25 protein-coding genes and 1 pseudogene are annotated in these 24,164 nt (G+C 72.4%); 10 read left to right on the top strand and 16 right to left on the bottom strand.

Annotated elements, in window-relative coordinates; translation table 11 throughout:
- Positions 1 to 245 precede the first annotated feature (245 nt).
- The 4 genes from ABZ079_RS09310 to ABZ079_RS09295 form a co-directional block, all read right to left on the bottom strand.
- The gene (locus ABZ079_RS09310) at positions 246 to 1,640 is read right to left on the bottom strand and encodes a DUF692 domain-containing protein (RefSeq protein WP_356938800.1); all 1,395 of its coding nucleotides are present in this window, start codon (positions 1,638 to 1,640) and stop codon (positions 246 to 248) included.
- A gap of 189 nt (positions 1,641 to 1,829) precedes the next feature.
- Complete coding sequence (locus tag ABZ079_RS09305) at positions 1,830 to 2,438, bottom strand: TIGR03086 family metal-binding protein (protein WP_356938799.1); 609 nt, start codon at positions 2,436 to 2,438, stop codon at positions 1,830 to 1,832.
- Between the two features lie 76 nt (positions 2,439 to 2,514).
- Positions 2,515 to 3,153, bottom strand: a complete 639-nt coding sequence (locus ABZ079_RS09300) for a TetR family transcriptional regulator (protein ID WP_356938798.1) — start codon at positions 3,151 to 3,153, stop codon at positions 2,515 to 2,517.
- 9 nt (positions 3,154 to 3,162) lie between these two features.
- Positions 3,163 to 3,876 (bottom strand): aminoacyl-tRNA hydrolase, encoded by a 714-nt coding sequence (locus tag ABZ079_RS09295; RefSeq protein WP_356938797.1) that lies wholly within the window; start codon positions 3,874 to 3,876, stop codon positions 3,163 to 3,165.
- Between the two features lie 267 nt (positions 3,877 to 4,143).
- Between ABZ079_RS09295 and ABZ079_RS09290 the strand changes: the two genes are divergently transcribed.
- Positions 4,144 to 5,007 carry an ATP-binding cassette domain-containing protein gene (locus tag ABZ079_RS09290; RefSeq protein WP_356938796.1) on the top strand — a complete coding sequence of 288 codons (864 nt, stop codon included), beginning with the start codon at positions 4,144 to 4,146 and terminating at the stop codon, positions 5,005 to 5,007.
- Entirely contained in the window at positions 5,004 to 5,675 is a 672-nt protein-coding gene (locus ABZ079_RS09285; protein WP_356938795.1) for an ABC transporter, read from the top strand. The genes ABZ079_RS09290 and ABZ079_RS09285 overlap by 4 nt, the downstream gene beginning before the upstream one ends.
- On the opposite strand, the gene ABZ079_RS09280 is transcribed toward ABZ079_RS09285, so the two are convergent.
- The 9 genes from ABZ079_RS09280 to zapE form a co-directional block, all read right to left on the bottom strand.
- Complete coding sequence (locus ABZ079_RS09280) at positions 5,667 to 5,849, bottom strand: hypothetical protein (RefSeq protein WP_356938794.1); 183 nt, start codon at positions 5,847 to 5,849, stop codon at positions 5,667 to 5,669. The two genes, ABZ079_RS09285 and ABZ079_RS09280, sit on opposite strands and share 9 nt — an antisense overlap.
- A gap of 18 nt (positions 5,850 to 5,867) precedes the next feature.
- Positions 5,868 to 6,737: a polysaccharide deacetylase family protein gene (locus ABZ079_RS09275; protein ID WP_356938793.1), complete on the bottom strand. Its 870-nt coding sequence runs from the start codon at positions 6,735 to 6,737 to the stop codon at positions 5,868 to 5,870.
- Between the two features lie 89 nt (positions 6,738 to 6,826).
- Positions 6,827 to 8,350 carry an FAD-dependent oxidoreductase gene (locus ABZ079_RS09270; protein WP_356938792.1) on the bottom strand — a complete coding sequence of 508 codons (1,524 nt, stop codon included), beginning with the start codon at positions 8,348 to 8,350 and terminating at the stop codon, positions 6,827 to 6,829.
- A gap of 28 nt (positions 8,351 to 8,378) precedes the next feature.
- The gene (locus ABZ079_RS09265; protein WP_356938791.1) at positions 8,379 to 9,233 is read right to left on the bottom strand and encodes a PPK2 family polyphosphate kinase; all 855 of its coding nucleotides are present in this window, start codon (positions 9,231 to 9,233) and stop codon (positions 8,379 to 8,381) included.
- 104 nt (positions 9,234 to 9,337) lie between these two features.
- Entirely contained in the window at positions 9,338 to 10,204 is an 867-nt protein-coding gene (locus ABZ079_RS09260; RefSeq protein ID WP_356938790.1) for a slipin family protein, read from the bottom strand.
- Between the two features lie 222 nt (positions 10,205 to 10,426).
- On the bottom strand, positions 10,427 to 11,941 hold the full coding sequence (locus tag ABZ079_RS09255) for a SulP family inorganic anion transporter (protein WP_356938789.1): 1,515 nt from the start codon (positions 11,939 to 11,941) through the stop codon (positions 10,427 to 10,429).
- An 8-nt stretch (positions 11,942 to 11,949) separates the two neighbouring features.
- Entirely contained in the window at positions 11,950 to 12,528 is a 579-nt protein-coding gene (locus tag ABZ079_RS09250; protein ID WP_356938788.1) for a carbonic anhydrase, read from the bottom strand.
- 84 nt (positions 12,529 to 12,612) lie between these two features.
- A complete protein-coding gene (locus ABZ079_RS09245) occupies positions 12,613 to 13,008 on the bottom strand; it encodes a hypothetical protein (protein WP_356938787.1) in 396 nt (131 codons plus the stop codon).
- A 198-nt stretch (positions 13,009 to 13,206) separates the two neighbouring features.
- The gene (zapE, locus tag ABZ079_RS09240) at positions 13,207 to 14,310 is read right to left on the bottom strand and encodes a cell division protein ZapE (protein ID WP_356938786.1); all 1,104 of its coding nucleotides are present in this window, start codon (positions 14,308 to 14,310) and stop codon (positions 13,207 to 13,209) included.
- A gap of 37 nt (positions 14,311 to 14,347) precedes the next feature.
- Here zapE and ABZ079_RS09235 point away from each other — a divergent pair, with 37 nt between their 5' ends.
- The 7 genes from ABZ079_RS09235 (at position 14,348) to ABZ079_RS09205 (ending at position 20,878) form a co-directional block, all read left to right on the top strand.
- On the top strand, positions 14,348 to 15,226 hold the full coding sequence (locus ABZ079_RS09235) for a pyrimidine reductase family protein (RefSeq protein WP_356938785.1): 879 nt from the start codon (positions 14,348 to 14,350) through the stop codon (positions 15,224 to 15,226).
- Positions 15,227 to 15,379: 153 nt separating this feature from the next.
- Positions 15,380 to 15,853 (top strand): indole-3-glycerol phosphate synthase, encoded by a 474-nt coding sequence (locus ABZ079_RS09230; protein ID WP_356938784.1) that lies wholly within the window; start codon positions 15,380 to 15,382, stop codon positions 15,851 to 15,853.
- Positions 15,854 to 16,048: 195 nt separating this feature from the next.
- Positions 16,049 to 17,443 (top strand): UDP-N-acetylmuramate--L-alanine ligase, encoded by a 1,395-nt coding sequence (gene murC / locus ABZ079_RS09225; protein WP_356938783.1) that lies wholly within the window; start codon positions 16,049 to 16,051, stop codon positions 17,441 to 17,443.
- Positions 17,444 to 17,456: 13 nt separating this feature from the next.
- Entirely contained in the window at positions 17,457 to 17,864 is a 408-nt protein-coding gene (msrB, locus tag ABZ079_RS09220) for a peptide-methionine (R)-S-oxide reductase MsrB (protein ID WP_356938782.1), read from the top strand.
- A 568-nt stretch (positions 17,865 to 18,432) separates the two neighbouring features.
- Positions 18,433 to 19,563 carry an ABC transporter ATP-binding protein gene (locus ABZ079_RS09215; RefSeq protein ID WP_356938996.1) on the top strand — a complete coding sequence of 377 codons (1,131 nt, stop codon included), beginning with the start codon at positions 18,433 to 18,435 and terminating at the stop codon, positions 19,561 to 19,563.
- Entirely contained in the window at positions 19,560 to 20,213 is a 654-nt protein-coding gene (locus ABZ079_RS09210; RefSeq protein ID WP_356938781.1) for an ABC transporter permease subunit, read from the top strand. The genes ABZ079_RS09215 and ABZ079_RS09210 overlap by 4 nt, the downstream gene beginning before the upstream one ends.
- Positions 20,210 to 20,878, top strand: a complete 669-nt coding sequence (locus tag ABZ079_RS09205) for an ABC transporter permease (protein ID WP_356938780.1) — start codon at positions 20,210 to 20,212, stop codon at positions 20,876 to 20,878. Before ABZ079_RS09210 ends, ABZ079_RS09205 begins: the two co-directional genes overlap by 4 nt.
- 100 nt (positions 20,879 to 20,978) lie before the next feature.
- Here ABZ079_RS09205 and ABZ079_RS09200 read toward each other — a convergent pair.
- Positions 20,979 to 21,053 (bottom strand): annotated as a pseudogene (locus ABZ079_RS09200) (ATP-binding protein); the annotation flags it as partial.
- A gap of 97 nt (positions 21,054 to 21,150) precedes the next feature.
- Between ABZ079_RS09200 and ABZ079_RS09195 the strand changes: the two are divergent.
- A complete protein-coding gene (locus ABZ079_RS09195; protein ID WP_356938779.1) occupies positions 21,151 to 22,110 on the top strand; it encodes an ABC transporter substrate-binding protein in 960 nt (319 codons plus the stop codon).
- Between the two features lie 445 nt (positions 22,111 to 22,555).
- Here ABZ079_RS09195 and ABZ079_RS09190 read toward each other — a convergent pair whose 3' ends face one another.
- Both ABZ079_RS09190 and ABZ079_RS09185 read right to left on the bottom strand, forming a co-directional pair.
- Positions 22,556 to 23,017 (bottom strand): DUF6114 domain-containing protein, encoded by a 462-nt coding sequence (locus tag ABZ079_RS09190; RefSeq protein WP_356938778.1) that lies wholly within the window; start codon positions 23,015 to 23,017, stop codon positions 22,556 to 22,558.
- 5 nt (positions 23,018 to 23,022) lie between these two features.
- A complete protein-coding gene (locus ABZ079_RS09185) occupies positions 23,023 to 23,721 on the bottom strand; it encodes a DUF6230 family protein (RefSeq protein WP_356938777.1) in 699 nt (232 codons plus the stop codon).
- Between the last annotated feature and the right edge of the window lie 443 nt (positions 23,722 to 24,164).

The following is a 24,164-nucleotide window of genomic DNA, read 5'->3' as shown; positions in this document are numbered from 1 at the left end:
TACTGCGACCGCGGAGGGGGCCGGCACGGCTCCGTCCGACTGCGGGCCGCCCGCCGGCCCCGGGTGGGTGGCGGCTGGTCGCGCAGGTCCCCGCGCCCCCGGGAGGGCAGTGCCGTCGGCTGTGTGGTTCCGGCGCCGCCGCGGCCAGCCGTGCCGCTCGGAGCGGCTCCCGCCCCAAGAAGAGCGGCACCCGGCCGGCGCCGGTGAGCGATCCCGACTCCGGCCGGTCCCCCGCCCGGGGCCCCTCAAGGCCTCCGCAGCAGTACCCTCCGCGCCACCCGAGCCAGCCGCGCCGCCGGCTTGCGCGACCTCGGCGCCGGGCCCGCACGATCCAGCCACCACTCACGGAGGTCCCGGCGAGCCACCGCGTCCTGCGGCAGCCCAGCACCCAGCAGGTGCCCGGCGAAGTCCAGCGCGTCCCGCCGGTACCCCCCGCTCATCGGCCGTTCCCGCGCGTACTCCAGGAACGCCGACCGGTACCCCGTCCCCAGGATCACCGGCAGCTCGGGCGCCACCTTCGCCACCACAGTCGCCCGCTTCACCGCGAGCGCCCGCGCCTGCACCCCCATCCGCACCCGGTCGAACCCCTCCGGCACGGGCGTCCCTGCCACCAGCGCCGACAGCACCGCGGCCTGGGCGACCCCGAGCCGCTCCCGAGGCGTTTCCCGGGTACGGACGCCGGTCACCGGCCGAGCCAGGACCGCGACGCCCCCGACACCCGCGCCGGTTGCCGTGCCCCGGCCCCCGCCCGCAGTCGCCGTCCCCCCGGCTCCCGTGCCGCCCGCGGCAACAGCCGTCCTCCCGGCCGCCCGGGTGCGTCCCCGCCGCACCGCGTCCCGGATCGCCGTCAACTCCCCCTCCAGCTCCTCCGGTTCCGGGAAGTTCTCGTCCCGTTCCAGCAGGACGCCGGGCGGGTTCGTCCGGGAGGCCAGCTCGGTCAGGAGGGCGAGGACCGGGGGCGGGACGGGGTGCGCGTGGCTGTCGTGCCAGACGCCGTCCCGCTCGAAGCCGCCCGCGACATGGACGTAGGCGATCGCCTCCAGCGGCAGCGCGGCCAGCGCCTGTGCCGGGTCCTCGCCCCGGTTGACGTGGTTGGTGTGCAGGTTGGCCACATCGATGAGCAGTCGTACACCGGTCCGCTCGACCAGCTCGGCCAGGAACTCCCCCTCGGTCAGTTCCTCACCCGGCCAGGAGAACAGCGCGGCGATGTTCTCCAGTGCCAGCGGCACCGGCAGCGCGTCCTGGGCGATGCGGACGTTCTCGCACAGCACGTCCAGCGCGTCCCGGGTCCGTGGCACGGGCAACAGGTGCCCGGCCTCCAGCAGCGGGGAGGCGGTGAGCGAGCCGCCCGCCCGCACGAACGCGATGTGCTCGGTGACCAGCGGAGCGCCGAGCGCCTCCACCCTTTCGGCGAGCGCCGCCAGCCGGCCCTCGTCGGGGCGGTCCGCGCCGCCGAGGCCGAGGGAGACGCCATGCGGGATCACCGTCACGCCGCGCTCACGCAGCCGGAGCAGCGATTCGGGGAGGTGGCCCGGGCAGACGTTCTCCGCCACGACCTCCACCCAGTCGATGCCCGGCATGCGCTCCACGGCGTCCGCGATCTCCGGCCGCCAGCCGATCCCCGTGCCCAGTCGCCGCATGGCGCTTCCCCCTCCTCCTCGGCCCGGTGCTCGTGCGTCGAGTGACGGGGGTATGGCCCCGGCGGGCGGCCCCGAATCCCCCCGGCGTCGCGTTCAGAGCAACATTTGAGGTTCCGGCCCGGCGGGTTCCGGCCCGGATCGCCGGCTCGCACTGCTCTTTCGTGGGCGTGGGCGCGGGTGCGCGGGCCGTCAGCGCGGTACGGGCCACCGCTCCGGTGCGCGGCCCAGCAGGCGCAGCGTCTCCTCCAGGGGACCGGACCCGGCGGGCACCTGCCGTGCGGGGGCGAAGGCGAATCCCGGGCCGCGGCGGGCGGGGTCGTCAGGTACCTGCCGGGCCACCGCGAGCGCGGCGCCGAGAACGTGCTCCGGCAGTTCCACACCGACACCGAGGGCGGCGGCGACGTCCCAGGCGTGCACCACGTAGTCGATGAAGTGGAAGCCGATCGCCCGGCCGCCGGGGAAGCCGCCGCCCAGATCCGGCAGTGCGAACCGCCGTTCCGGCACACCGGCTTCGGCGAAGGCGGCGAGCACGGCGGTGGCGGCCGACCGGTGCGCCCGGGCGGGGTCGGCCATGTGCTCCGGCTCCCGCCAGTACGCCGCATCCTGCCCCGCGCCGCGCGCCGCCGCGGCGAACCCGAGATGCTGTGCCGTCATATGGGCGACGAGCCGGTGCAGGTCCCACCCCGCACAGGGAGTGTCCCGCTCCCAGTCCGCCTCCTCGGCCAGCTCCACCACCCGCAGGGCCTCGTACACGGCGATCCGGTCGAGCTCGATGATGTCCACTCCGGTCAGAGTCATGGGCCCGAGCATAAAACTGAGCGAACGATCGTGCTAATTGTTATGGCGGTCAGTGCCTCTCAAGAGCACCTCGGCGTCAGGTGAGTTGAGGTGACTGCGCGCCGTCCGCCGCCGCGCTCCGCAGCCGCGCCGCGATTCCCGCCCGCGCCCTGCGGTACGCCGTCTCCTCCTCGTGCAGGACGGACAGGGCGTTCGCCGTCTCCAGCAACGCCAGCAGTTCGAAGGCGAGTTGCGGGACATCCGTGTCGGCGCGCAGCTCACCCGCCGTACGGGCCTCGTCGATCGTGCGCTCGACATGTGCCGACCAGTCGAGCTGCGCGCGGACCACGGCGTCGTGCACGGGTCCCGTCCGCGCGTCGAACTCCGCCATCACCCCGTAGAAGAAGCAGCCGCCCGGGAAGACCCGGCCCCGCGAGTACTCCAACCACAACTCGCACAGCCGCCACACCCGGCCGACCCCGGCCGGAGTCTCGGTGGCGGGCCGGATCACCCGCTCGGCGAAGACGCGTGCCGCCTCCCGCACGGTGGCCAGCTGCAGCTCCTGCTTGGAGCCGAAGAGCGCGAACACCCCGCTCTTGCTCAGCTCCAGCTCGGCGGCGAGCCGGCCCACGGTGAGCGCCTCCAGGCCCTCGACCGAGGCGATGTCCACCGCGCGGCGCAGCACCAGCCGGCGCGTGCGGTTGCCCCGTTCGACCCGGCCGTCGACCCGCGTCATGCCGTCCTCCTAGCGCAGCGCCGGGTGATCGGCGACGACCGTGCAGGAACCCGGCGCGATCTCCGTGAATCCGGCGTCCCGTACCAGCGGCAGCCCGCTGCCGGTCAGCCGGCTCCAGTCGGCGGGGCCGGCGGGGCGGACGGAGAGCGGGAAGCCGGCGTCGCGCCAGGCGGTGCGCTCGGCCTCGGGCAGCGCCCAATAGGCCAGCTGGGCGCCGTGCCCGGCCTGGGCCATCGCCTTGCCGGCCGACATCTCCAGCTCCGGGTTCAGCCACAGCACGGGTTCGGCGGTGCCGGCCGCGGCGGGCGGCTCCGGGTCGTCCAGCTCGGTGCCCGACACCTGGAGTTTCGCCAGTTCCCTGGGCCAGCCGTCCAGCGGGACCGGTGGGAAGACCCGGACCTCCGCGGACTTGCCGGTCACCGTGATCCCGGGCAGCGCCTCGGCGCGCCGCCACTCGGTGCCCCGGGCCCGGCGGACGACCTTCCGGATGCGCGCGTCCTCCCAGTTCCGCACGGACTCGGCCCACTCGCCGTCCCCGTGCGCCCGTTCGTCGCCGAGCAGGCGAAGCACGGCCCGGGCGGCCGTCTCCAGCGCGTCGGTACGGGCGGGCGGCGCGCTCCGCTCGATCCGTACGACAAGGGGCAGCACGAACTGCGGGGCCTCGTCGCGGGGAGTGCGCTCGGCCTGGAAGGGACTGTCAACGGAGGCGGGAACATGGCTCACGACAGCCCACCCTACGAAGCCGGAGACGCGGCGATCAACGCGCGTGCCCCGCACAAAAGATTTCCGGCGACCGCGATGAACCGGCCGGCTGCCTGATCCCTCTTGATCGACTGAAGACCGAAGGGACGATCCCGCCCCGTCCGGAGGCTTCGGTGAAGTCGTGGGCGGGGCGGCCGAGCTGAGCCGGGCCGTGGCCCGCCGGGGAAGGGCGAGGCATGCCCCGCCGGAGAAAACGGAGTCCGGCTCCGTTGAACGAGAATGGCCCCCATGCACCGTGACCTGCGTCTGACCGCCGTAGGCCGTCGCTACGGCATCCGCGGCCCCTGGGTGTTACGAGGCGTCGACCTCGCCCTCGCCCCCGGCACCCTCACCCGGGTCGAAGGAGCGAACGGCACCGGTAAGTCCACCCTGCTCCGGCTCCTGGCCCGCCTCGACGCCCCCACCGAGGGCCGCATCACCGGTCGGCCCCGCACGGCGTACGTGCCCGAGCGGTTCCCCTCCGCGCTGCCGTTCACGGCCGCCGGCTATCTGACCCACCTCGGCACCGTCCACGGCCTGTCCCGCGCGTCCGCCGCCCGGGCCGCGGACACCTGGCTGGAGCGGTTCGGCGCGGGCGCGTACGGCGGCACGCCGATGGCGCGGCTGTCCAAGGGAAGCAGCCAGAAGGTCGCCGTCGCCCAGGCCCTGCTCGCGGACCCGGAGCTGCTGGTCCTGGACGAGGCCTGGAGCGGCCTCGACACGGCCGCGCGGGCCGAGCTGGAGCGCGCCGTGGCCGAGCGGACCGCCGCCGGGGGAGCCGTGGTGTTCGTGGACCACGACCCACGCCGCCTCGCCGGAGCGCCGGACGCGACGTACACCGTGCTCGACGGCGGTCTGAAGCGCCGCAGCGACAGCGGGAGCACACCGGTCGGCCCGCTCGCTCTCGTCACCGTGCAGGGGCCGCACGGCGGGCAGTTGCCACCCGACGCGGCGCGGACCGTCGCCTCCGTCGAGGAGACCACCCCCGGTACCTACCGGCTCGCCGTCCCCGCCTCGCACTCCGACGTCCTCCTGCGCACCCTGCTCACCGCCCGGCCGCCCTGGCACGTGGTGAGCGTGGCCCCGCCCCCCGACCCCGGGAACCGCCCATGACCGCGCTCCTGCGCTACCAGGCCGCCCTCCTCCTGCGCTCCCAGCGCTGGCTGCCACCGGTGATCCTGTACGCCGTGTTCCTGGGGGTCGGCGTGCAGGGCGGCCAGCCGGTCCTCGACTCGCTCGGCTACACGGCCGCCGCCCTGCTGCCGGTGGCCGCCTGGCTGGTGCGGATCTGTGTCACGGCCGAGCCGCCCGCGGCCCGCGCCTGCGTCGCCGCGGCGCGCGGCCCCGCCCGGGCGCACCTCGCGTGTCTGCTGACGGCGCTGCTCGCCTCGGCGCTGCTCGGCATGGCCGCGACCCTGGTGGTGACACTGATCAGCGATCCGGCGAGCAACGGCCACCGGATCCACGTGCCGCCGCTCCGGGCCGCCGCGGCCGGGCTGCCGGCCGTCCTTGCGTGTGCGCTGCTCGGTACGGCCGTCGGCGCGCTCACCAATGGGCCGCTGCTGCGCTCCACCGGCCGCGCGGTCCCCGCGATGCTGCTGGGCGCGCTGCTGGCGGTGGTGCTCGCGGGCTCCCCGGCGCAGGCCGCGATCAGCGGCCTGGTCACCGGTTCGCAGACCGGCCGGGTGCCGGTGCCGCTGCTGCCGCTGGCCGGGGCGGCCCTGTTCACGGCCGGAGCCTTCACCGTGGCCGGCTGGCTCACCGCCCGCCGGTCACCCTGAACAGGCGGTGCGCTGCGACTCATGCCACTCGCACACCGGGCACAAGGTGATCCCCTTGTACGACTCCGGGTACTCCGTCGGCTCCCGGCACAGCACGCACTCCGCGTACGGCGGCCCGTCGGCCTTCGGGGGCTTTGCGGCGTCGATGATCGTGCAGTAATCCTCGTCGCTCATGACCCCAGAGTAGGACGCTCAGCGGTGTCCGCCGGTCCCGCCGATCAGCTGGGACACCTTCACGAACCGGTACCCGCGTTCGCGCAGCTCCGGTACGACCGTGCGGACGACCCGCTCGGTCGTCGGGGCGGCGCTGCGGGTGCAGTGCATGACGACCACCGAGCCGGGCTTCACCCCGTCCAGCACCTGCCGGGCCACCGCGTCGGCGTCCGTGGCGAACGCGTCACCACTGACCACGTCCCACTGCACGGCGGTCACCCCGAGCCCGCTGAGCGCGCGCAGCGCCTGCTGGTCGTAACAGCCGCCGGGGAAACGGAAGTACGGCAGCGGTTCGGGCACGCCCGCCCTGCGGAGGGAGGCGTACGCCCGCTCGACGTCCGCCCGCATCCGGTCCGCCCCGACGGCCGGCAGCCCGTAGCAGTCGTCGGTGAACGCGTAGTGGCTCCAGGAGTGGTTGGCGACCTCGAACTGCGGGTCGTGGCCGAGGCTGCGGGCCTCGGCCGGGTACTGATCGGCCCAGCGGCCGGTCATGAAGATGGTCGCCGGGACCTTGAGGGTGCGCAGAGTGCCGATGAGGTCAGGGTTGTCGAAGTGCTCGCCGGAGTCTGCTCGGGGCCCCTGATCGGCGGTCATGTCGGCGTCGAAGGTCAGTGCGACGGTCTTGCCCAGAGTGCGCGGGCCGTGTTCGAAGACCGGGGTCAGCCCGCCCGGCCCCGGAGCGAGCACGGGCGGGCGCGTGGCGGACGGGGAGGCGGAGGCGGGGGACTCGGCCGGGCGTGAGGGGTCCGTGGGGCCCGCGGTCCCGCAGGCGGCGAGGGCCGCGCCCAAGGCGCAGACGGCGGTGACGGCGGTGACGGCGGAGATACGGCGCGCTAGTGGGATCACCATACGAACGTAGGACTGAATGTCCGTTTGTATGGCGATATGGTCCGTGGCGTGTTCCCACGGTCACCCGCGCGGCGGGCGCCCTTCCCCGGTCAGCCGAGGTCGCGCCGCTCCAGCGGCTTGACCGCCGGGCCCTGGAGCACCTTGCCGTCGACGTCGAAGCGCGAGCCGTGGCAGGGGCATTCCCAGGCGCGTTCGGCCCGGTTGAACGAGACGAGGCAGCCGAGGTGGGTGCAGCGCGCCGACACGGCGTGCAGGGCGCCCGCGTCGTCGCGGTGCGCGGCGAGCCGCTCGCCGCCCGCCCGGACCACCGCGCCGTCACCGGGCGCCAGATCGTCCACCGAGGCCGGCGGCTTCAGCCGGTCGCCGACGAAGTGCCCGGCCACCTCCGCCTGCGTCTTCAGCAGCGACGGCGTCTCGCGCACCACCGACTTCAGCCGGCGCGGGTCGTACAGCTCGCGCCACGCGCAGTCGCGGCCGGTGATCAGGGCGGTCAGCAGCAGCCCGGCCATGATGCCGCCGCTCAGGCCCCAGCCGCCGAAGCCCGCGACCACGTAGGTGTGCCGGGCGCCCGGGTGGAAGGGGCCGACCAGCGGGACCGTGTCCGTGGACTCGTTGTCCTGGGTGGCCCAGGCGTGGTCCAGGGCGACCCCGGGAAAGTGCTCCTCGGCCCAGGCGGCGAGCCGGTCGAAGCCGGCCCCCGGATCACCGGTGCCGGGCGTGAAGTGCTCCCCGGTGACGACCAGCAGCCGCTGCCCGTCCTCGCCGTACGGCGCGGTGCGCACCGAGCGGGTGTTCTCCTCGGGCGTGATGTACATGCCCTCCGGGTCCGGGCCGTCGTGCAGCGCTCCCGCGACGACCAGTTCCCGGCGCGGGGAGAGCCGGGCGAACAGCAGGGCACGGTCGAACACCGGATAGTGGGTGGCGACCACGACGTCCCGGGCGGTCACCGTGGCACCCGCCTCGGTCGTCAGCCGGCACGGTTCGCCCTCCGTCAGGCCGACGACCCGCGTCTCCTCGTACACCCGGCCGCCACGCGCGATCAGGTCGGCGGTGAGCGCCCGCAGGTACTTGACCGGGTGGAACTGCGCCTGCCCGGTCACCCGGACCGCGCCCGCCACAGGGAACGGCAGCCCCGTCTCCGTCGTGAACGCGGCCGGCAGCCCCGCCTCCTTCGCGGCCTTCGCCTCCGCCCGCACCTCGTCGGCGCGCTCGGGGTCCCGGACGTAGGTGTACGCGTCCCGCGTCTCCCACTCGCAGTCGATGTCCAGTTCGGCCACGAGCGCCGCCGCGTGCTCGATCGCCTCCGACTGCGAGCGGGCGTACAGCCGGGCCCCTTCGAGCCCGCGGGTACGCCGGAGCCGGTCGTAGACGAGAGTGTGCTGCGCGGTCAGTTTGGCGGTGGTGTAGCCGGTGACCCCGGCCGCCACCCGCCCGGCCTCCAGCACCGCCACCCGCAGCCCGGCCCGGGCCAGCTCGTGGGCGGTGCTGAGCCCGGCCATGCCCGCGCCGACGACCGCCACGTCGACGTCGAGTTCCCCCGCCAGGGCGGGGTGGGACGGCCCGGGGGCGGTCCGCAGCCAGTACGACTCGGTGACCTTTCGCTGCTCGCGCATGCCCGACGGGTACCCCGCCCGGCCCGGCTCACGTCTGCTTCAACAGTCGCTCCCGGCACTCGGCCACGTCGAAGTCACCCTTCGGGTACTGCGGGTCGAGGGCCTTCAGATGTTCCAGCAGCAGCCGGCTGATCGCCCAGTTCCGGTACCACTTGCGGTCCGCCGGGACCAGGTACCAGGGTGCGTGCGGGGTGGCGCAGTGCTCCAGCGCCAGCTCGTACGCCTCCTGGTAGGCGGGCCACAGGGCGCGCTCGTCGATGTCGCCGGGGGCGAACTTCCAGTGCTTGTCGGGGCGGTCGAGACGGCGCAGCAGACGGCGCTTCTGCTCCTCGTAGGAGATGTGCAGGAAACACTTGACGAGGGTCACCCCGTCCTCGGCCAGCTCCCGCTCGAAGTCGTTGATCAGGCCGTAGCGACTGCCGATCTCGGCGGGCCGGGCGAGATGCCTGACGCGGGCGATGAGGACGTCCTCGTAGTGCGAGCGGTCGAAGATGCCGATCTCGCCGGGCCCGGGCAGCGCACGCCGCACCCGCCAGAGGAAGTCGTGCGCCCGCTCCTCCTCGGTGGGCTCCTTGAAGGCCTTGATACGGCAGCCGGAGGGGTTGAACTGGCCGATGACGTGCTTGACCGTGCCGCCCTTGCCGCTGGTGTCCATGCCCTGCAGCACCAGCAGCACCCGGCGCCGGTCGCCCGCGGTGCCCGCAGCCCACAACCGCTCCTGCAGCCCGGCCAGGCGCCGGCCCATCCGGGCGGTGTCCGCGAGACCGGCCTTCTTGCCGCCCGAGGCACCGGGTGTGGCCCGGGCGTCGTACGCGGCCAGAGCGATCCGCTCACCGAGCGGGAGGCGCAGCCCCTCCCGGAGGTCCTTGCTCTTCTTCGCCACGGGCGCCCCTTTTCGTCCGGCCGTCCCTCGATGGTGCGCCGCGGGCCCGTGCCCGCGCCAGCCGGCGGCCGAGCGGTGCGAGGAGCTCTTGTGCCGGCGGCACGCTAGCCGGAGGGTGCTCCTCCGTCGCCGGTCGGCGGGGGCTGCTCGGCACGCGTTTCCGTGAGCGCGGCCGTTCTCCGCTGCCCACCGTCACCGTCCGGCACGTGCGGCTGCGGGCCCTTTTCCAGGAAGTGCAGCAGCTCCACCGGGATGGGCAGGACCAGCGTGGAGTTCTTCTCGGCCGCCACCGCCATCACCGTCTGCAGCAGCCGCAGTTGGAGCGCGGCCGGGGTGTCGGACATCTGCTGGGCGGCCTCGGCGAGCTTCCTGGACGCCTGTAGTTCGGCGTCGGCGTTGATGATCCGGGCCCGGCGCTCACGATCGGCCTCGGCCTGGCGGGCCATCGACCGCTTCATCGTGTCCGGCAGGGACACGTCCTTGATCTCCACCCGGTCGACCTGGATGCCCCAGCCGACGGCTGGGCTGTCGATCATCAGCTCCAGGCCCTGGTTGAGCTTCTCACGGCTGGAGAGCAGGTCGTCCAGGTCGCTCTTGCCGATGATCGACCGCAGGGACGTCTGCGCCATCTGTGAGACCGCGAACCGGTAGTCCTCGACCTTCACCAGGGCGCTCGCCGCGTCGACCACCCGGAAGTAGACGACCGCGTCGACGCGGACGGTGACGTTGTCGCGGGTGATGCCCTCCTGGGCGGGGATCGGCAGCGTCACGATCTGCATGTTGACCTTGTGCAGGCGGTCCACGAACGGGATCACCAGGGTCAGACCCGGGGTGCGTACGTCACCCGCGAGCCGGCCGAGCCGGAAAAGGACGCCGCGCTCGTACTGCTTGACCACCCGGGCCGCCATCGCCAGGTACACGACACCGACGGAGCCCGCCGCGGCAAGGGCCCCCAGCAGGTCCTGAAGCATGATGACCTCCTCGCGCAGAGGTCGGTTCTGTCCGTGCTGTAACGATATGCCCGGGGTGGGCGGAAGTCATGGGCCGGCCGACGGCAGTCGTCGTACAGGGGCTCCGCCTCCCGGACCCCGGCCTACGTCCACGCACCACCCGACTCGTCCGGCTGACCCGGCCAAGCGAACGCCGGGCCCGGCGTCCCCTCCGTCGGTCCGGAGGGGGACGCCGGGCCCGGGTCACGCTGCCTTCGCCCTCGCCGACTCGGGGCTTCTTCTGGCCGGTACCGTGAGCTGCACCGGCTCGGTGCCGGCCGCGCTGTGGCGTTCGGCCCAGTTCTCCAGGGCCGTGCGGCAGGCGTGGTCGAGGTGGTGGAGGCCCGAGAGGTCGAGGCGGACCGGGCGGTCCTGGGGGAGGGGCTCCAGGCTGTCCAGGATCTTCGGCAGCCGCAGGAAGGTCGCGTTGCCCGAGAGGAACGCCTCGACCGGGCCCGAGCCCTTGTCGACGACCTCCAGGCGGACGTGCGAGGCCTCCCAGGCCGCTTTGACCACCGCCAGCGCCAGACCGATCAGCACACCCTCGAACATGCTGACCGCCACGATGGAGGCCGCGGTGACGGAGAGGATCAGCGCCTCGCCCCGGTTCTCGCGCCACAGCACGGCCAGGGCCCGGACCGGCACGAGTTTGGCGCCCGAATAGATCAGGATGCCGGCGAGCGCCGGAATCGGGATGTAGGCGAGCACGCCGGGCAGCAGCGCGGCGAACAGCAGCAGCCACACGCCGTGCAGTACGCGGGAGGCCTTCGTCCGGGCGCCCGCCTGGACGTTGGCCGCGCTGCGCACGATCACCGCGGTCATCGGCAGCGCCCCCAGCAGCCCGCACACCGTGTTGCCGGTGCCCTGGGCGACGAGTTCCCGGTCGTACTCGGTGCGCGGCCCGGAGTGCAGCCGGTCCACGGCCGCCGCGCTGAACAGCGACTCGGCTGACGCGATGAGCGTGAAGGCGACGACCGTGCCGAGGAAGCCGACGCCGGCCAGTTCGCCGAAGGCACTCAGCGGCGGCGGCTGGATCGAGCCCAGCAGGCCCTGCACCTCGACGGTGGTCACCGGCAGGCTCAGCGCGAACGCGGCCAGTGTGGCGAGACCGACCGCGGCCAGCGGACCGGGCACCGCACGCAGCTTCGCCGGGGCGCGCTTCCAGAGGAGCAGCACCGCGATCGTACCCGCGCAGACCGCCAGCGAGGCCAGCGCCTTTTCGGTGCCGAGGGCGTCCAGGAAGGCGCCGGGCAGCCCGGCGATCTTGCGGAGGCCGGAGTCGGGGGCCTTCGCCGCCAGCGCCGGGTAGAGCTGGCCGGCGATCAGGACCAGACCGATCCCGGCCAGCATGCCCTCCACGACGGAGACCGAGATGGCGCGAAAGTAACGGCCCAGCCTCAGCACGCCCATGGCCACCTGGAGCAGGCCGGTGGCGAGCACGATCGCGCCGAGCGCCGGCAGTCCGAACTCCTTGACCGCATCGAAGACGAGCACGGTCATACCGGCCGCCGGCCCGGACACCTGCAGGCTGCTGCCGCGCATCAGCCCGGTGACCAGACCGCCCACGATGCCGGTGACCAGGCCGAGTTCGGCCGGGACCCCGGAGGCGACGGCCACGCCCACGCACAGCGGGAGCGCGACCAGGAAGACGACGAGGGAGGCGGCGAAGTCCCGCTTGAGATGAGGGAAACGGGATATGCGGGTGCGGTTGCTGGTCATCGGCGCGCTCACAGGGACTCGAAGGTGTCGGTCTGCGGGCGGTGCGTCCGGACGGCGCCGGTGTGCACCTCGTAGTACCAGGCGTGCAGGCCCAGCCGGCCCTCCGCCAGCTTCCGCTCGACGCACGGGTACGAGCGCAGCCGCAGCAGCTGGGTCAAAACGTGGCTCTGGACGCCCTCGGCGACCTCCGGATCCTCAGCCGCGCCGGCCGGGCGCGGGGTGGCGTGCGCCAGCCAGTCGCGCACGGCGGGGACGGCGGTCAGGTCGTCGCCGCGCACCAGCGCGCCGACGGCACCGCAGTGCGAGTGGCCGCAGACGACGATGTCGCGGACGCCGAGCACCTCCACGGCGTACTCGATGGTGGCGGCCTCGCTGGTGGGGGGCTGCGAGGCGTAGGGCGGGACGATGTTGCCCGCGGTGCGCAGCTCGAACAGCTCCCCGGGGCGGGCGCCCGTGATCAGGGCCGGGACGACCCGGGAGTCGGAGCAGGTGATGAAGAGAACCTGAGGGGACTGGCCTTGGGCGAGCTTGGCGAACTCCTCAGGGCGCTGTCCGAAGGTACGGGCGTTGTCGATGAGGGGCTGCATCTGTGTGGGGTCCTCCTGGCGCGCCGCACCGGCGCGTCGGGCTTGAACGACGTGTTGTGTGTGGGGAGAGGGGTGGCTCGGAACTCAGCAGCGGAAGACCTGGAGCGCTGCCGGGGTGTGGGCTCTGGCGGCTCTCGAGGAACGGTCCCGCGGGGTGCCGGAGGTGTCCGGTGAGCCCGCCTCGGCCGCCCGGCCGGTTATGGGCGGGTGTTCCTGCGCCCAGCCGGACGCCGAGCCGCGCTGCCGGGCGCGGACGTGCGCAATGCCCACGGGCTCACCCGAGCGGCCCGGGTCGCGGACCGTGTCCGTTCTCTCGCGCTCCGGCATCGCGGAGGAGATGATTCCGGTCTCGGCCTTGGCCAACGAGTGACCGAGTGTATGCGCGGGTGCGAAGGTTCCCGTGGGGGTGCAGAGCTGGAGCGCGAGCAGTGCCACGGCGAGCAGGGCGAGCAGAGCGCGGGTCGTTGTACCTCGCAACATGCGCCCCCCTTCACCGCGTTCACATCTCTAGTGCGCACCAAGCGTTAGTCAATGGACGGTCAAGAAACACGTTAACCCTGCAAAGTCCTTTGCAGGGTTAACTGGGCGCTACGCGCGCAAGAGAGCGTGAAAACTGCGGGTGGCGTGGCGTGAACTCGCCCTTGACCCGCAGGGGATTGATCGACTATTGGGCGGCGGTCAGGAGCCGACGAGTCCCTTCGCGTCGCGGGCCAGCGCGGTGAGCCGGGATATCGCGCGGAAGTACTTCTTGCGGTAGCCGCCGTTCAGCATCTCCTCGCTGAACAGCTTGTCGAACGGCAGCCCCGAGGCCAGTACGGGGACCTCACGGTCGTAGAGCCGGTCGGCGAGCACCACCAGCCGGAGCGCCGTCGACTGGTCCGGCACCGGCCGCACGCCGGTGAGGCACACCGCCGTCAGCCCGTCGGTCAGCGCGCCGTACCGGCTCGGGTGCACCTTGGCCAAGTGCTCCAGCAGGTGCGGGAAGTCGTCCAGCGAGGCGCCCTCGGTGGCGTACGCCGCCTTGGTCACCTCTTCGTCGGTGAACGGGGCCGGTGCCTCGGGCAGACCGCGGTGGCGGTAGTCCTCGCCGTCGATGCGCAGGGCGCGGAAGTGGGCCGACAGGCCCTGGATCTCGCGCAGGAAGTCGGCGGCGGCGAACCGGCCCTCGCCCAGCTTGCCGGGCAGCGTGTTGGAGGTGGCGGCGAGCGCCACGCCCGCCTCGACCAGCTTGCCGAGCAGCGTGGACACCAGGACCGTGTCGCCCGGGTCGTCCAGCTCGAACTCGTCGATGCACAGCAGGCGGTGACCGCTGAGCGTCTGCACGGTCTGCTGGAAGCCGAGGGCGCCGACCAGGTTGGTCAGCTCCACGAAGGTGCCGAACGCCTTGAGCGTGGGTTCGGCCGGGGTGGCGTGCCAGAGGGAGGCGAGCAGGTGGGTCTTGCCGACGCCGTAGCCGCCGTCCAGGTACACCCCGCGCGGGCCGGCCGGGGTCTTCGGCGCCTTGCCCCTGCCGAACCCGAAGAAGCCGCGCCTGCCCGCGCCGGAGGCGTGCGCCCCGCCGAGCCCGGCCGCGAAGCCCTCCAGCACCCGCACGGCCTCGGTCTGGCTGGGCTGGTTCGGGTCCGGGATGTAGGTGGAGAAGCGGACCGAGTCGAAGCGCGGCGGCGGCACCATCTCGGCGACCAGCCGGTCGGCGGGGACGTGCGGCTCGCGGACGCACAGGGAGAGGGGGCCCGCGTCGGTCAGAGGGCTGGATCCGGGGGCGGAGGTGGAGGACGACACGGTTACCCATGCTAAGCGCCGTGTCACACTGCACGGCATGCGACGCCTGTTCCCTGTGACCGAAGAGACAGCAGCCCAGGCCTCCGGCGGGGGCGTGGAGGCCCCCGGTGGGGGTGCGGGGGGCGAGGGAGGGAGCGGGGCCGGCCCGGATGCAGGGGCAGGTGGGGCGGCCGGGGCCGGCGCGGCCCGTGAGTGGAGCCTCGCCGAGCTGGCCGCCGCCTATGCCTACCCCGAGCCCGTGCCGGGCGCCCCCCGGCCGTGGCTGCGGGCCAACATGGTCTCCTCCCTCGATGGCGCCGCCCAGCACGAGGGACACTCCCAGCCCATCTCCAGCGCCGCCGACATGCGCATCTTCGGCACGCTGCGCGCGCTCGCGGACGTCATCGTGGTGGGCGCGGAAACGGTACGGCAGGAGGGGTACCGCCCCGCGAAGGCGCGAGGCGAGTTCGCCGGCGACCGGAAGGCCGCGGGCCAGGGCCCGGCCCCCGCGATCGCCGTCGTCACCGCGAGCCTGGAGCTGGACTTCTCCCTGCCCCTGTTCACCTCGCCCTTGGTCCCCACCCTCATCCTCACGGGTGCGGCCGCGGCCCCCGACCGCGTCGCCGCCGCCGAAAGGGCCGGTGCCCGCGTGGTGGTCGCCGGTGAGGGGATGGGGGTCGAGCCCGTGCGCGCGGTGCGCGCCCTCGCCGACCTCGGCCACACCCGGCTGCTCACCGAGGGCGGGCCCCGGCTGCTCGGCCAGCTGATCGCCGCCGAGGTGCTGGACGAGCTGTGCCTGACGGTCTCGCCGACGCTCACCGCGGGGGACGCGCAGCGCATCGCCGGGGGTCCGTCGGTCGCCGTTCCACGCCGGTTCGACCTCGTGTCCCTCCTTGAGGAGGACGGATTTCTTTTCGGTCGTTACCGTCGGTCCTGACATCAGCGGAATCTGCCGTTCCGGTTGACTTGCGGCGGGCTGACCCAGTCCGGCACTACCCGTGCGATCACGGGGAAGGATGGTTTCCGCAGGGCCTGGCCGGGCCCCGGAGGACAGAGGGCCCAGCGGCCCTCGAAGGAGAAGAGGCGCCTGGTGTTCACAAGCGTTCTGATGATCGAGAAGGCCCTGACGTCCGCCGACGTGGAGTTCGTCACCACTCTGCACGGGGACGAGCCGGTCTCCTTCCACGTGCTGCTCCAGCCGCGCGGCGACCAGGCGGACCGTCTGCTGCGGGCCATCGACGACATCGCGCTCGGCGAACTCGACGAGGCCGTGCGGGAAGGGGGGACGCCTGAGGGTGAGGAGGCCCGGAGCGTGGGGCAGCAGGCCCTCGATGTGTCGTTGCAGGCGCTGCGCTCCTCGGGGAGCCGGGCGGAGGGGCGGCTGGTCGAGGATCATCCGTTGGACGCACTGAAGGGGATCGTCGCCGAGGTGGACGCCGATGAGGTGATCGTGCTGACCGATCCGCACTATGTGGAGGAGTTCTTCCACCGGGACTGGGCTTCACGGGCTCGGCACAAGGTGGGGGTGCCGGTGCTGAAGCTGTTCTCGCACAGCAAGGTGTAGGCACTCCGCCGGGCCGGCGGGTGAGCGCCCCTCGGCGTGTGGTGCGTGCGTGCGTTTGTGGGTGTGGGTGCGCTGTGACTTGTCGCGCGGTTCCCCGCCCCGAGTCGGCTGCCGCCGCGCCCCTTGCGAGGTGGCGCGTGGTTCAGCGCATAGGCTAGGCCTGCTCTAGCTCGTACCGTCTCTGGGGAGAAACGCATGGCACCCGGCCTTCCTACCGCCATGGACCGACCGCACTTCATCGGCATCGGCGGCGCCGGGATGTCGGGCATCGCCAAGATCCTCGCGCAGCGTGGGGCCGCGGTGGCCGGGAGCGACGCCAAGGACTCGGCGACCGCTCAGGCGCTGCGGGCGCTCGGCGTCACCGTGCACATCGGGCATGCCACCGAGCACCTCGCCGGCGACGCGAGCTGTGTCGTCGTGTCGTCGGCCATCCGCGAGGACAACCCGGAGCTGGCACGCGCCGCCGAGCTGGGCATCCCGGTGGTGCACCGCTCCGACGCGCTCGCCGCGCTGATGCAGGGGCTGCGCCCGATCGCCGTGGCCGGTACCCACGGCAAGACCACCACCACCTCCATGCTGGCGGTCTCGCTCAGCGAGCTGGGCCTGGAGCCGTCGTACGCGATCGGCGGCGACCTGGACGCCCCGGGCTCCAACGCGCTCCACGGCGAGGGCGACATCTTCGTCGCCGAGGCCGACGAATCGGACCGCAGCTTCCACAAGTACGCGCCCGAGGTCGCCATCGTCCTCAACGTCGAGCTGGACCACCACGCGAACTACGCCTCGATGGACGAGATCTACGAGTCCTTCGAGACGTTCGTCGACCGCGTCACCGACGGCGGCACGCTGGTCGTCTCCGCGGACCAGGACGGCGCGCGCGAACTCACCCGGCGCGTCTCGGCCCGCGAGGTGCGGGTGGTGACGTACGGGGAGGCGCCGGACGCCGACGTACGGGTCCTCTCCGTAGTGGCCCAGGGCCTCAAGAGCGAGGTGACGGTCGTTGTGGACGGACGGGAACTCACCTTCACGGTCTCCGTCCCCGGCCGCCACTACGCCCTGAACGCCGTCGCCGCGCTCGCCGCCGGCGCCGCCCTGGGCATCCCGGCCGCCGAGCTGGCCCCGGCCCTGGCCGCGTACACGGGCGTGAAGCGCCGGCTGCAGCTGAAGGGCGAGGCGGCCGGCGTCCAGGTGATCGACTCCTACGCCCACCACCCGACCGAGATGACCGCCGACCTGGAGGCCATGCGCGCCGCCGCCGGTGACTCCCGCATCCTCGTCGTCTTCCAGCCGCATCTCTTCTCCCGCACCCAGGAGCTGGGCAAGGAGATGGGCCGGTCGCTGGCCCTCGCGGACGCCTCGGTCGTGCTCGACATCTACCCGGCCCGCGAGGACCCGATCCCCGGTGTGACCAGCGAGCTGATCATCGAGGCCGCTCGCGCGGCCGGTGCCGACGTGACCGCCGTGCACGACAAGGCGGAGATCCCCGCGGCGATCGCGGGAATGGCGAAGCCCGGGGATCTCGTTCTCACCATGGGCGCGGGTGACGTGACCGACCTGGGCCCGCGGATCCTGGACCGCCTGTCGCAGCAGTGAAGGGGCTGAGGCTATGTCGTACGACGTCGAGAAGCCGGACGAGCAGTGGCGCGCGGAGCTGACTCCGGCCGAGTACGCCGTGCTGCGCCAGGCCGCCACCGAGCCGGCCTTCACCGGTGAGTACACGGACACCAAGACCAGGGGCGTCTACTCCTGTCGTGCCTGCGGTGCCGAGCTGTTCACCTCCGACGCCAAGTTCGAGTCGCACTGCGGCTGGCCGTCCTTCTACGACCCGAAGGACACCGACGCGGTGGAGCTGATCGAGGACCGTTCCCACGGCATGGTCCGCACCGAGGTGCGGTGTGCCCGCTGCGGCTCCCATCTCGGGCATGTGTTCGAGGGTGAGGGGTACCCGACCCCGACCGACCAGCGCTACTGCATCAACTCGGTCTCGCTGCGGCTCGCCCCAGCCGAGGGCTGACCGGTCCTGGGCGACCGCCCGCGACCGGTGGGACAGGTGTGGCCGGCGCGGCTGATGCCCCGCTTCCTCCGGTTTGAGACTCTGTGAGGGTGCGGGGTGTGCGCTGGATCCGGTCCCGTCGCAGGCCCGTACCCCTCGTCGATGACCGCCGTGCGGGCTGCGGCACCGGGCGGGCGGCGGCGGAGCCGGCAGCGCGGCTGAGCGTGCTGCGGGCGGGCCTGGCCGGGATCGGTACCACCCTGGACGAGGCACCACCTGCGCCGAGCCGACCCGGGCCGCCGTAGGGCCGGCGCGGCGGTGCCTGACCCGGGACCGTTGGTCACCTGCGCACCCCTTGACGGTCGCCGTGCCACGCACTCTGCGTGCCATCGGCGTACCGAGCCGGCGGAGGCACGTCGAGCGGTTCAGGGCGGCGGGGTGAGCGGCTCGCACCCGGCCCGGCTTCGTGCCTCTCCCGCCAAAGTGCTGAAACGCCCGCAGTCTAGACTCTCCCCGCAACGGCCTGCGCAACGACGACCGCGCCCGAGAGTGGGCGGAAATCTGCCAGACCCGAAGGGTGTTCGGCGTTTTGATACGGATAGATTCAGTCACGAAGCGGTATCCGGACGGCACGGTCGCGGTCGACCGGCTGTCACTGGAGATACCGGACCGCGCGATCACCGTCCTCGTCGGGCCCTCGGGGTGCGGCAAGACGACGACCCTGCGGATGATCAACCGGATGGTGGAGCCCAGCGAGGGCAGCATCCTCCTGGACGGCCGGGACATCCGGCAGCAGCCGGTCAACACCCTGCGTCGGTCGATGGGTTACGTCATCCAGAACGCCGGTCTCTTCCAGCACCGCACCATCCTCGACAACATCGCCACCGTCCCCCGCCTGCTCGGCTGGGGCAAGCAGAAGGCGAGGGCCCGGGCCGCCGAGCTGATGGAGCGGGTGGGGCTCGACACCTCGCTGGCCAAGCGGTACCCGTACCAGCTCTCCGGCGGCCAGCAGCAGCGCGTCGGCGTGGCCCGCGCCCTCGCCGCCGACCCGCCGGTGCTGCTGATGGACGAGCCGTTCTCCGCCGTCGACCCTGTGGTCCGCAAGGGGCTGCAGGACGAACTCCTGCGCATCCAGGATGAGTTGGGCAAGACCATCGTCTTCGTCACGCACGACATCGATGAGGCGATCAAGCTCGGCACGATGGTCGCCGTACTGCGCACCGGCGGCCGGCTCGCCCAGTTCGCCCCGCCCGCCGAACTGCTCAGCGCCCCCGTCGACTCCTTCGTGGAGGACTTCCTCGGTGCCGACCGGGGCATCCGCCGGCTGTCCTTCTTCTCCGCAGAGGGACTGGAGTTGCAGACCGCGCCCCTCGTGGGGATCGACGCGGACGCGGAGAAGCTCGCCTCCCGGGCCGCGGCCCCCTATCTCCTCGTCACCGACCTCGACGGCAGGCCGCTCGGCTGGAGCGAGCCGCACCGGCTCACCGCCGGCGCGATCGAGCGGGACCAACTCATCGATTGCGGCCGGCCGTTCGTGTCCGGCACCGATTCGCTGCGCACCGCGCTCGACGGGGCCGTGCTCTCGCCGACCGGATGGGCCGTCGCGGTGGACGGCGAGGGGCGCGCCGTCGGCGTCGTCTCCCAGCAGGTCATCGGCGAGGCGATCCGCGCCGCCCACAGCCGGGTGGCGCATGACTCCGGGGTGAAGGCCGCGCGATGAACGGCTTCTTCGACCTCCCGAGCGACCTCCAGCACAGCTACCTCGGACTCGTCGGCCTGCACCTGTGCGAAGGACTGCTGCCGGTGCTGGCCGGCCTGCTCGTCGCCCTGCCCGTGGCGCAGCTCTGCGTACGCTTCCGCTGGGTCTACCCGCCCGTCCTCGGTATCACCACCGTGCTCTACTCCATCCCCTCGCTGGCCTTCTTCGTCGTCCTCATCGACTACTTCGGCCAGAGCGAGACCACCGTCATGATCCCGCTCGCGATCTACAGCCTGGTCGTGCTCGTCCCGGCGATCGTGGACGGCGTCCGCTCGGTCCCGCGGGAAACCCTGGCCGCCGCGCAGGCCATGGGCTTCGGGCCCGTACGCCGGTACCTCCAGATCCAGTTGCCGATCGCCGTTCCCGCGATCATCGCGGGCCTGCGGGTGGCGACCGTGTCCAGCCTCTCCCTGGTCAGCGTCGGCATGCTCATCGGCAACCAGGGCGCCCTCGGCAACATGCTCTACGCCGCCACCACTTATCACCGGCCCGCCCTGGCCGTGAACTCGGTCCTCACGACCGCGGTGCTCGGCATCCTCGCCGATGCCCTGCTGGTCCTCGTCCGCCTCCTCCTCACCCCCTGGATGCCGCGGAAGGGTGCCACCCGGTGAACGTACTGAACTTCGCGCACACCTTCTTCAGCGACACCTCCCACTGGCACGGCTACGACGGCATCCCCACCCGCCTGGTCGAGCACATCAAGTACTCGGTGGAGGCGCTCGTCCTCGCCGCCGTGATCGGCCTGCCCGTCGGCCTGGTCACCGGCCACTACGGGCGCGGCGGCAACGCCCTCGCGCTGATCGCCACCGCCGGACGGGCCCTGCCCAGCTTCGGTCTGCTGGTGCTCATGTTCATCTGGATCGGGTTCGGCCTCATGCCGGTGATGATCCCGCTGGTCGTGCTCGCCGTGCCGCCGATCCTGGTCACCACCTACGAGGCGGTCCGCTCCGTCGACCCGTCACCGGTGGACGCGGCGCGCGGCATGGGGATGCCCGAGGCGCGCGTGCTGCTCCAGGTGGAGCTGCCGGTCGCGCTCCCGCTGATCCTGAGCGGCTTGCGCACGGCGGCCATCCAGATCGTCTCCACCGCCACCATCGCCGCCTACGTCAGCCTCGGCGGCCTCGGCCGGTACATCATCGACGGCCTCTACCAGCGCAACTACGAGAAGGTCGTCGGCGGCGCCACCCTGGTCGCCGGACTCGCCCTCGCCACCCTCGTGGTGTTCTGGGCCGCGTCCCGGCTCACGGTCTCACCCGGGGTGCGCCGGAGCGGCTGACGGGCGCCGCGGCCGGGACGGCCGGCGCAGTATCCCGGCCCGGGTACGGGTGCGGTAGCTCACCTCGCCGACCTACCGCCCGGTGCGGGCCGGCCCGGTTCAGCACGACGAGCAGCGCGTCCCGCACCGAGCCGCGTTCGCGTGCGCCGAACACCACGACCGGCACCCGTCGAGACGTCCAGTGCTCGACGTGCACAACTGGCCGCAGATCGAGGCCAATCGGTGATCTGAGACCCTTGACTGACCGAGAACCGGCTGGATTGGATCAGTGGGTGACTTCCACGACCCATATCAGCAGGTCCATCCGGAGGAACCGAGGCGCGGCGGTGGTCGCCCTCACGGCGGCGGCTCTGCTGGCGGGCTGTTCCTCCAACGACGGCAAGGCCGACAACCCCCTGTCGGACGACGGCAAGGCGAGCGGCGACAGTGTTGTCGTCGGATCCAACAACTTCCCCGAGAGCACCCTGCTCGCCGACATCTACGGCGAGGCGCTCAAGGCCAAGGGAATCAAGGTCACGTACAAGCCGAACATCGGCAGCCGCGAGACCACCTACGGCTTGCTCAAGAACGGCTCCATCTCGGTCCTGCCCGAGTACAACGGCGCGCTGCTGGCCTACCTCGACCCGAAGGCCACGCCGAAGACGGCGGAAGCCACCACGGCGGCCATCGAGGCCAAGCTGGACTCCAAGCTGACCCTGCTGAAGCCCTCGTCGGCGCAGACCAAGGACTCGGTGACGGTCAACGCGGCCACCGCGAAGAAGTACGGCCTCACCGGGAAGTCGTCCATCGCCGACCTCAAGGACATCGCGAAGGACCTGGTCATCGGCGCCTCGCCGGAGTTCCAGACCCGGCAGCAGGGCCTGGTCGGCCTCAAGTCCGTCTACGGACTGGAGTTCAGGTCCTTCAAGGCGCTGGACGCCGGCGGCCCGCTCACCCAGGCGGCGCTGAAGAAGAACGCCGTACAGGCCGCGGACCTCTTCACCACGGACCCGACCATCTCCAAGGAGCGGTTCGTCGTCCTGCAGGACCCGAAGAACCTCTTCGGGTTCGAGAACGTCCAGCCGCTCGTCCACAAGAGTGCGCTGAACCAGAAGGGCGTCGACGCGCTCGACGCGGTCTCGGCCAAGCTGGACACGGCGACCCTGCTGGACCTGGACACCCAGGTGCAGACGCAGAGCAAGGACCCGCTGGACGTCGCCAAGGCCTGGCTGAAGTCCGCCGGTCTCGCCTGACCTGCCGTCTGGAATGACCGCGGGCGGGACGACGTGGGTGTCCCCGGAGGCCGGGGACACCCACGTCGTGCGCAGGGGTGCGGACCTCTCCCTGTCCGTGCTGATCCGGCCGGCAGACGGCGCGGCCGGACCCGTCGTCGACCCCGGCGCGCCGGACCCGGGCCGCCCTGACCGCCGGACGGCCGCCCTGCCCGCCGCGGCGGGCCGCCGCCACGGCCGCTGCACCGACGTCGGCGCGCAGCGCCCGGTCCCCGCCGCGGACCCCTCCGACGAGACCGCCCACGGCCTGCGCCTCCTGCGCAGCGGCGCTGGACGCCGTCCGGCTGCCCGGTGTCCCGGCACGGGTAGCGAAGAAGTCCCCGAGCCACCTGTTCCGGGGATGCGCGGGACCGTGAGCGCACGGGTCCGGCGTGCCGGATCGGCCGCGGCCGGCCGGGCCGTTTCCTCAAGCCGTCCCCTCCACCCCGTCCGCCATGGCCGCACGCGTCGCTGCCCGCTCGGCCCTCGCCTGCTTCCGGCGTTCGCGGCGGCTGACGCGGGGCTCCTGGTCCGGGAGCCAGCCGAAGGTGAGGCAGCTTCCGGTGGCGCCGAGGAGGAGACCGAGGAAGAAGCCGCCCAGGTTGGAGGTGAGCCAGGTGCCCAGGGAAAGCAGGATGCCGGTGACGGAGTAGAAGAGTCGCTGCGAGGGGTTGAAGAGGATGAGCAGGCCCAGCAGGAGCATCAGCGTCGGCAGCAGATAGCCGGCCAGGCCCTGCATGCCGATGTGCATCACGACTTTCAGTGAGGCCTTCTCGGTGAGCAGGATCTCGCCGCCGCCCAGGGCGAGCAGCAGCCCGCCCCAGAACGGCCGGCGCGCCCGCCACCTGCGGAAGGCGAGCCTCGGCCCCCGACGTGGACGGTCCGGCACGGCGATCAGCAGCCCGAGCCGCTGAAGCGCAGCTTGAGACCCGGCAGCTTGAACACGCCGGCGGTGGTGGCGTAGTTGGTCTGCCGTAGATCGGCGATGCGCACGGTGTCGGCCTGCTGGCTGAAGACCCCGATCGGACCCTTCACACCCGCCTTGGTCAGCGTGCTCGCGTCGTTGCCGATCTCGATGTTGTCGAACGCCGCGTCACCTGACAGCTCGGTGGAGTCGGTGGTCAGGTCGGTCGCGGTGACCTTGTTCGCACCGCTGCCCGCGGTGATCAGCAGGTTGGTGCCGCCGAGGTCGACGCTCTGGCACAGCTTGGTGAGTGTGGCGTTCTTGATCGCGGAGGTGACCACGAGTACCTGGCCGCCGGAGTCCCCGGCGTTCGGGCTGCCGTCCGCCATGTTGTCGAGCGCGCCGAACTGCTCGAATCCGGTGCCCTTCAGTTCGGTCGCGGTGACGGTGAACGGCATGCCGGAGATCGCGAACTGCACACCCAGCGCCCCCTGCGCGGTGAGGATCGCGAGGCCGGCGGCGACGAGGGCGGCGGGCACCGCCATCACGGCGGCCCGGCGCGCCCGGACCCGCCCGCGTCTCTCGCCGCCGGTGCTGGTCCCGGCGGTGCTCGGTGTTCCGGACGGTGAACCCTTGCCCGGGTTCTCGGGGGTGTTGCCGACGGACGGGACGTCCGGGGACGAGGCCATGTCTGCTCCCATGTGCATGGATCAATGCGGGTTGGGCTTCAGTGGCGCGGTGTCCTGGCGCGGACAGTGGCTGTCGCGTACGCCTCCTCGCACTCCCGGCGGGTGCAAGGGCTTTCTCGTTATGCGACGGTAGCCTTCGAGGAAGTTACCGCCGGTTACATTGAAGGGTCAAGGGAGATGTGAAAAGAGGGTGTCGGATGTGCGCGACCCGCGACCGCTGTCCGCAACTCTCCTACTGGCGCTTGACGTTGACGGTTATTCAGGTCTACAAATTTCCCTGTTTCACGGATCCGTGGCGCCGGGTCCGCCGAGCGGCACCGGCCGCGTCCCCGGCCCTTCACGGCAGCCGCTCACCTCGGCTCATCGCAACCGCTCACACCGGCTCATGGCAACCGCTCACGTTCGGCAGAGGGTGACCGCTCACGTCGGCACGCGGCAGTCAC

The organism is Streptomyces sp. NPDC006314, from assembly GCF_040613075.1.
Taxonomy (GTDB): domain Bacteria; phylum Actinomycetota; class Actinomycetes; order Streptomycetales; family Streptomycetaceae; genus Streptomyces.
The sequence above is the reverse complement of the archived record's forward strand: the minus strand, read 5'-3'. Positions and strand labels throughout refer to the sequence as shown.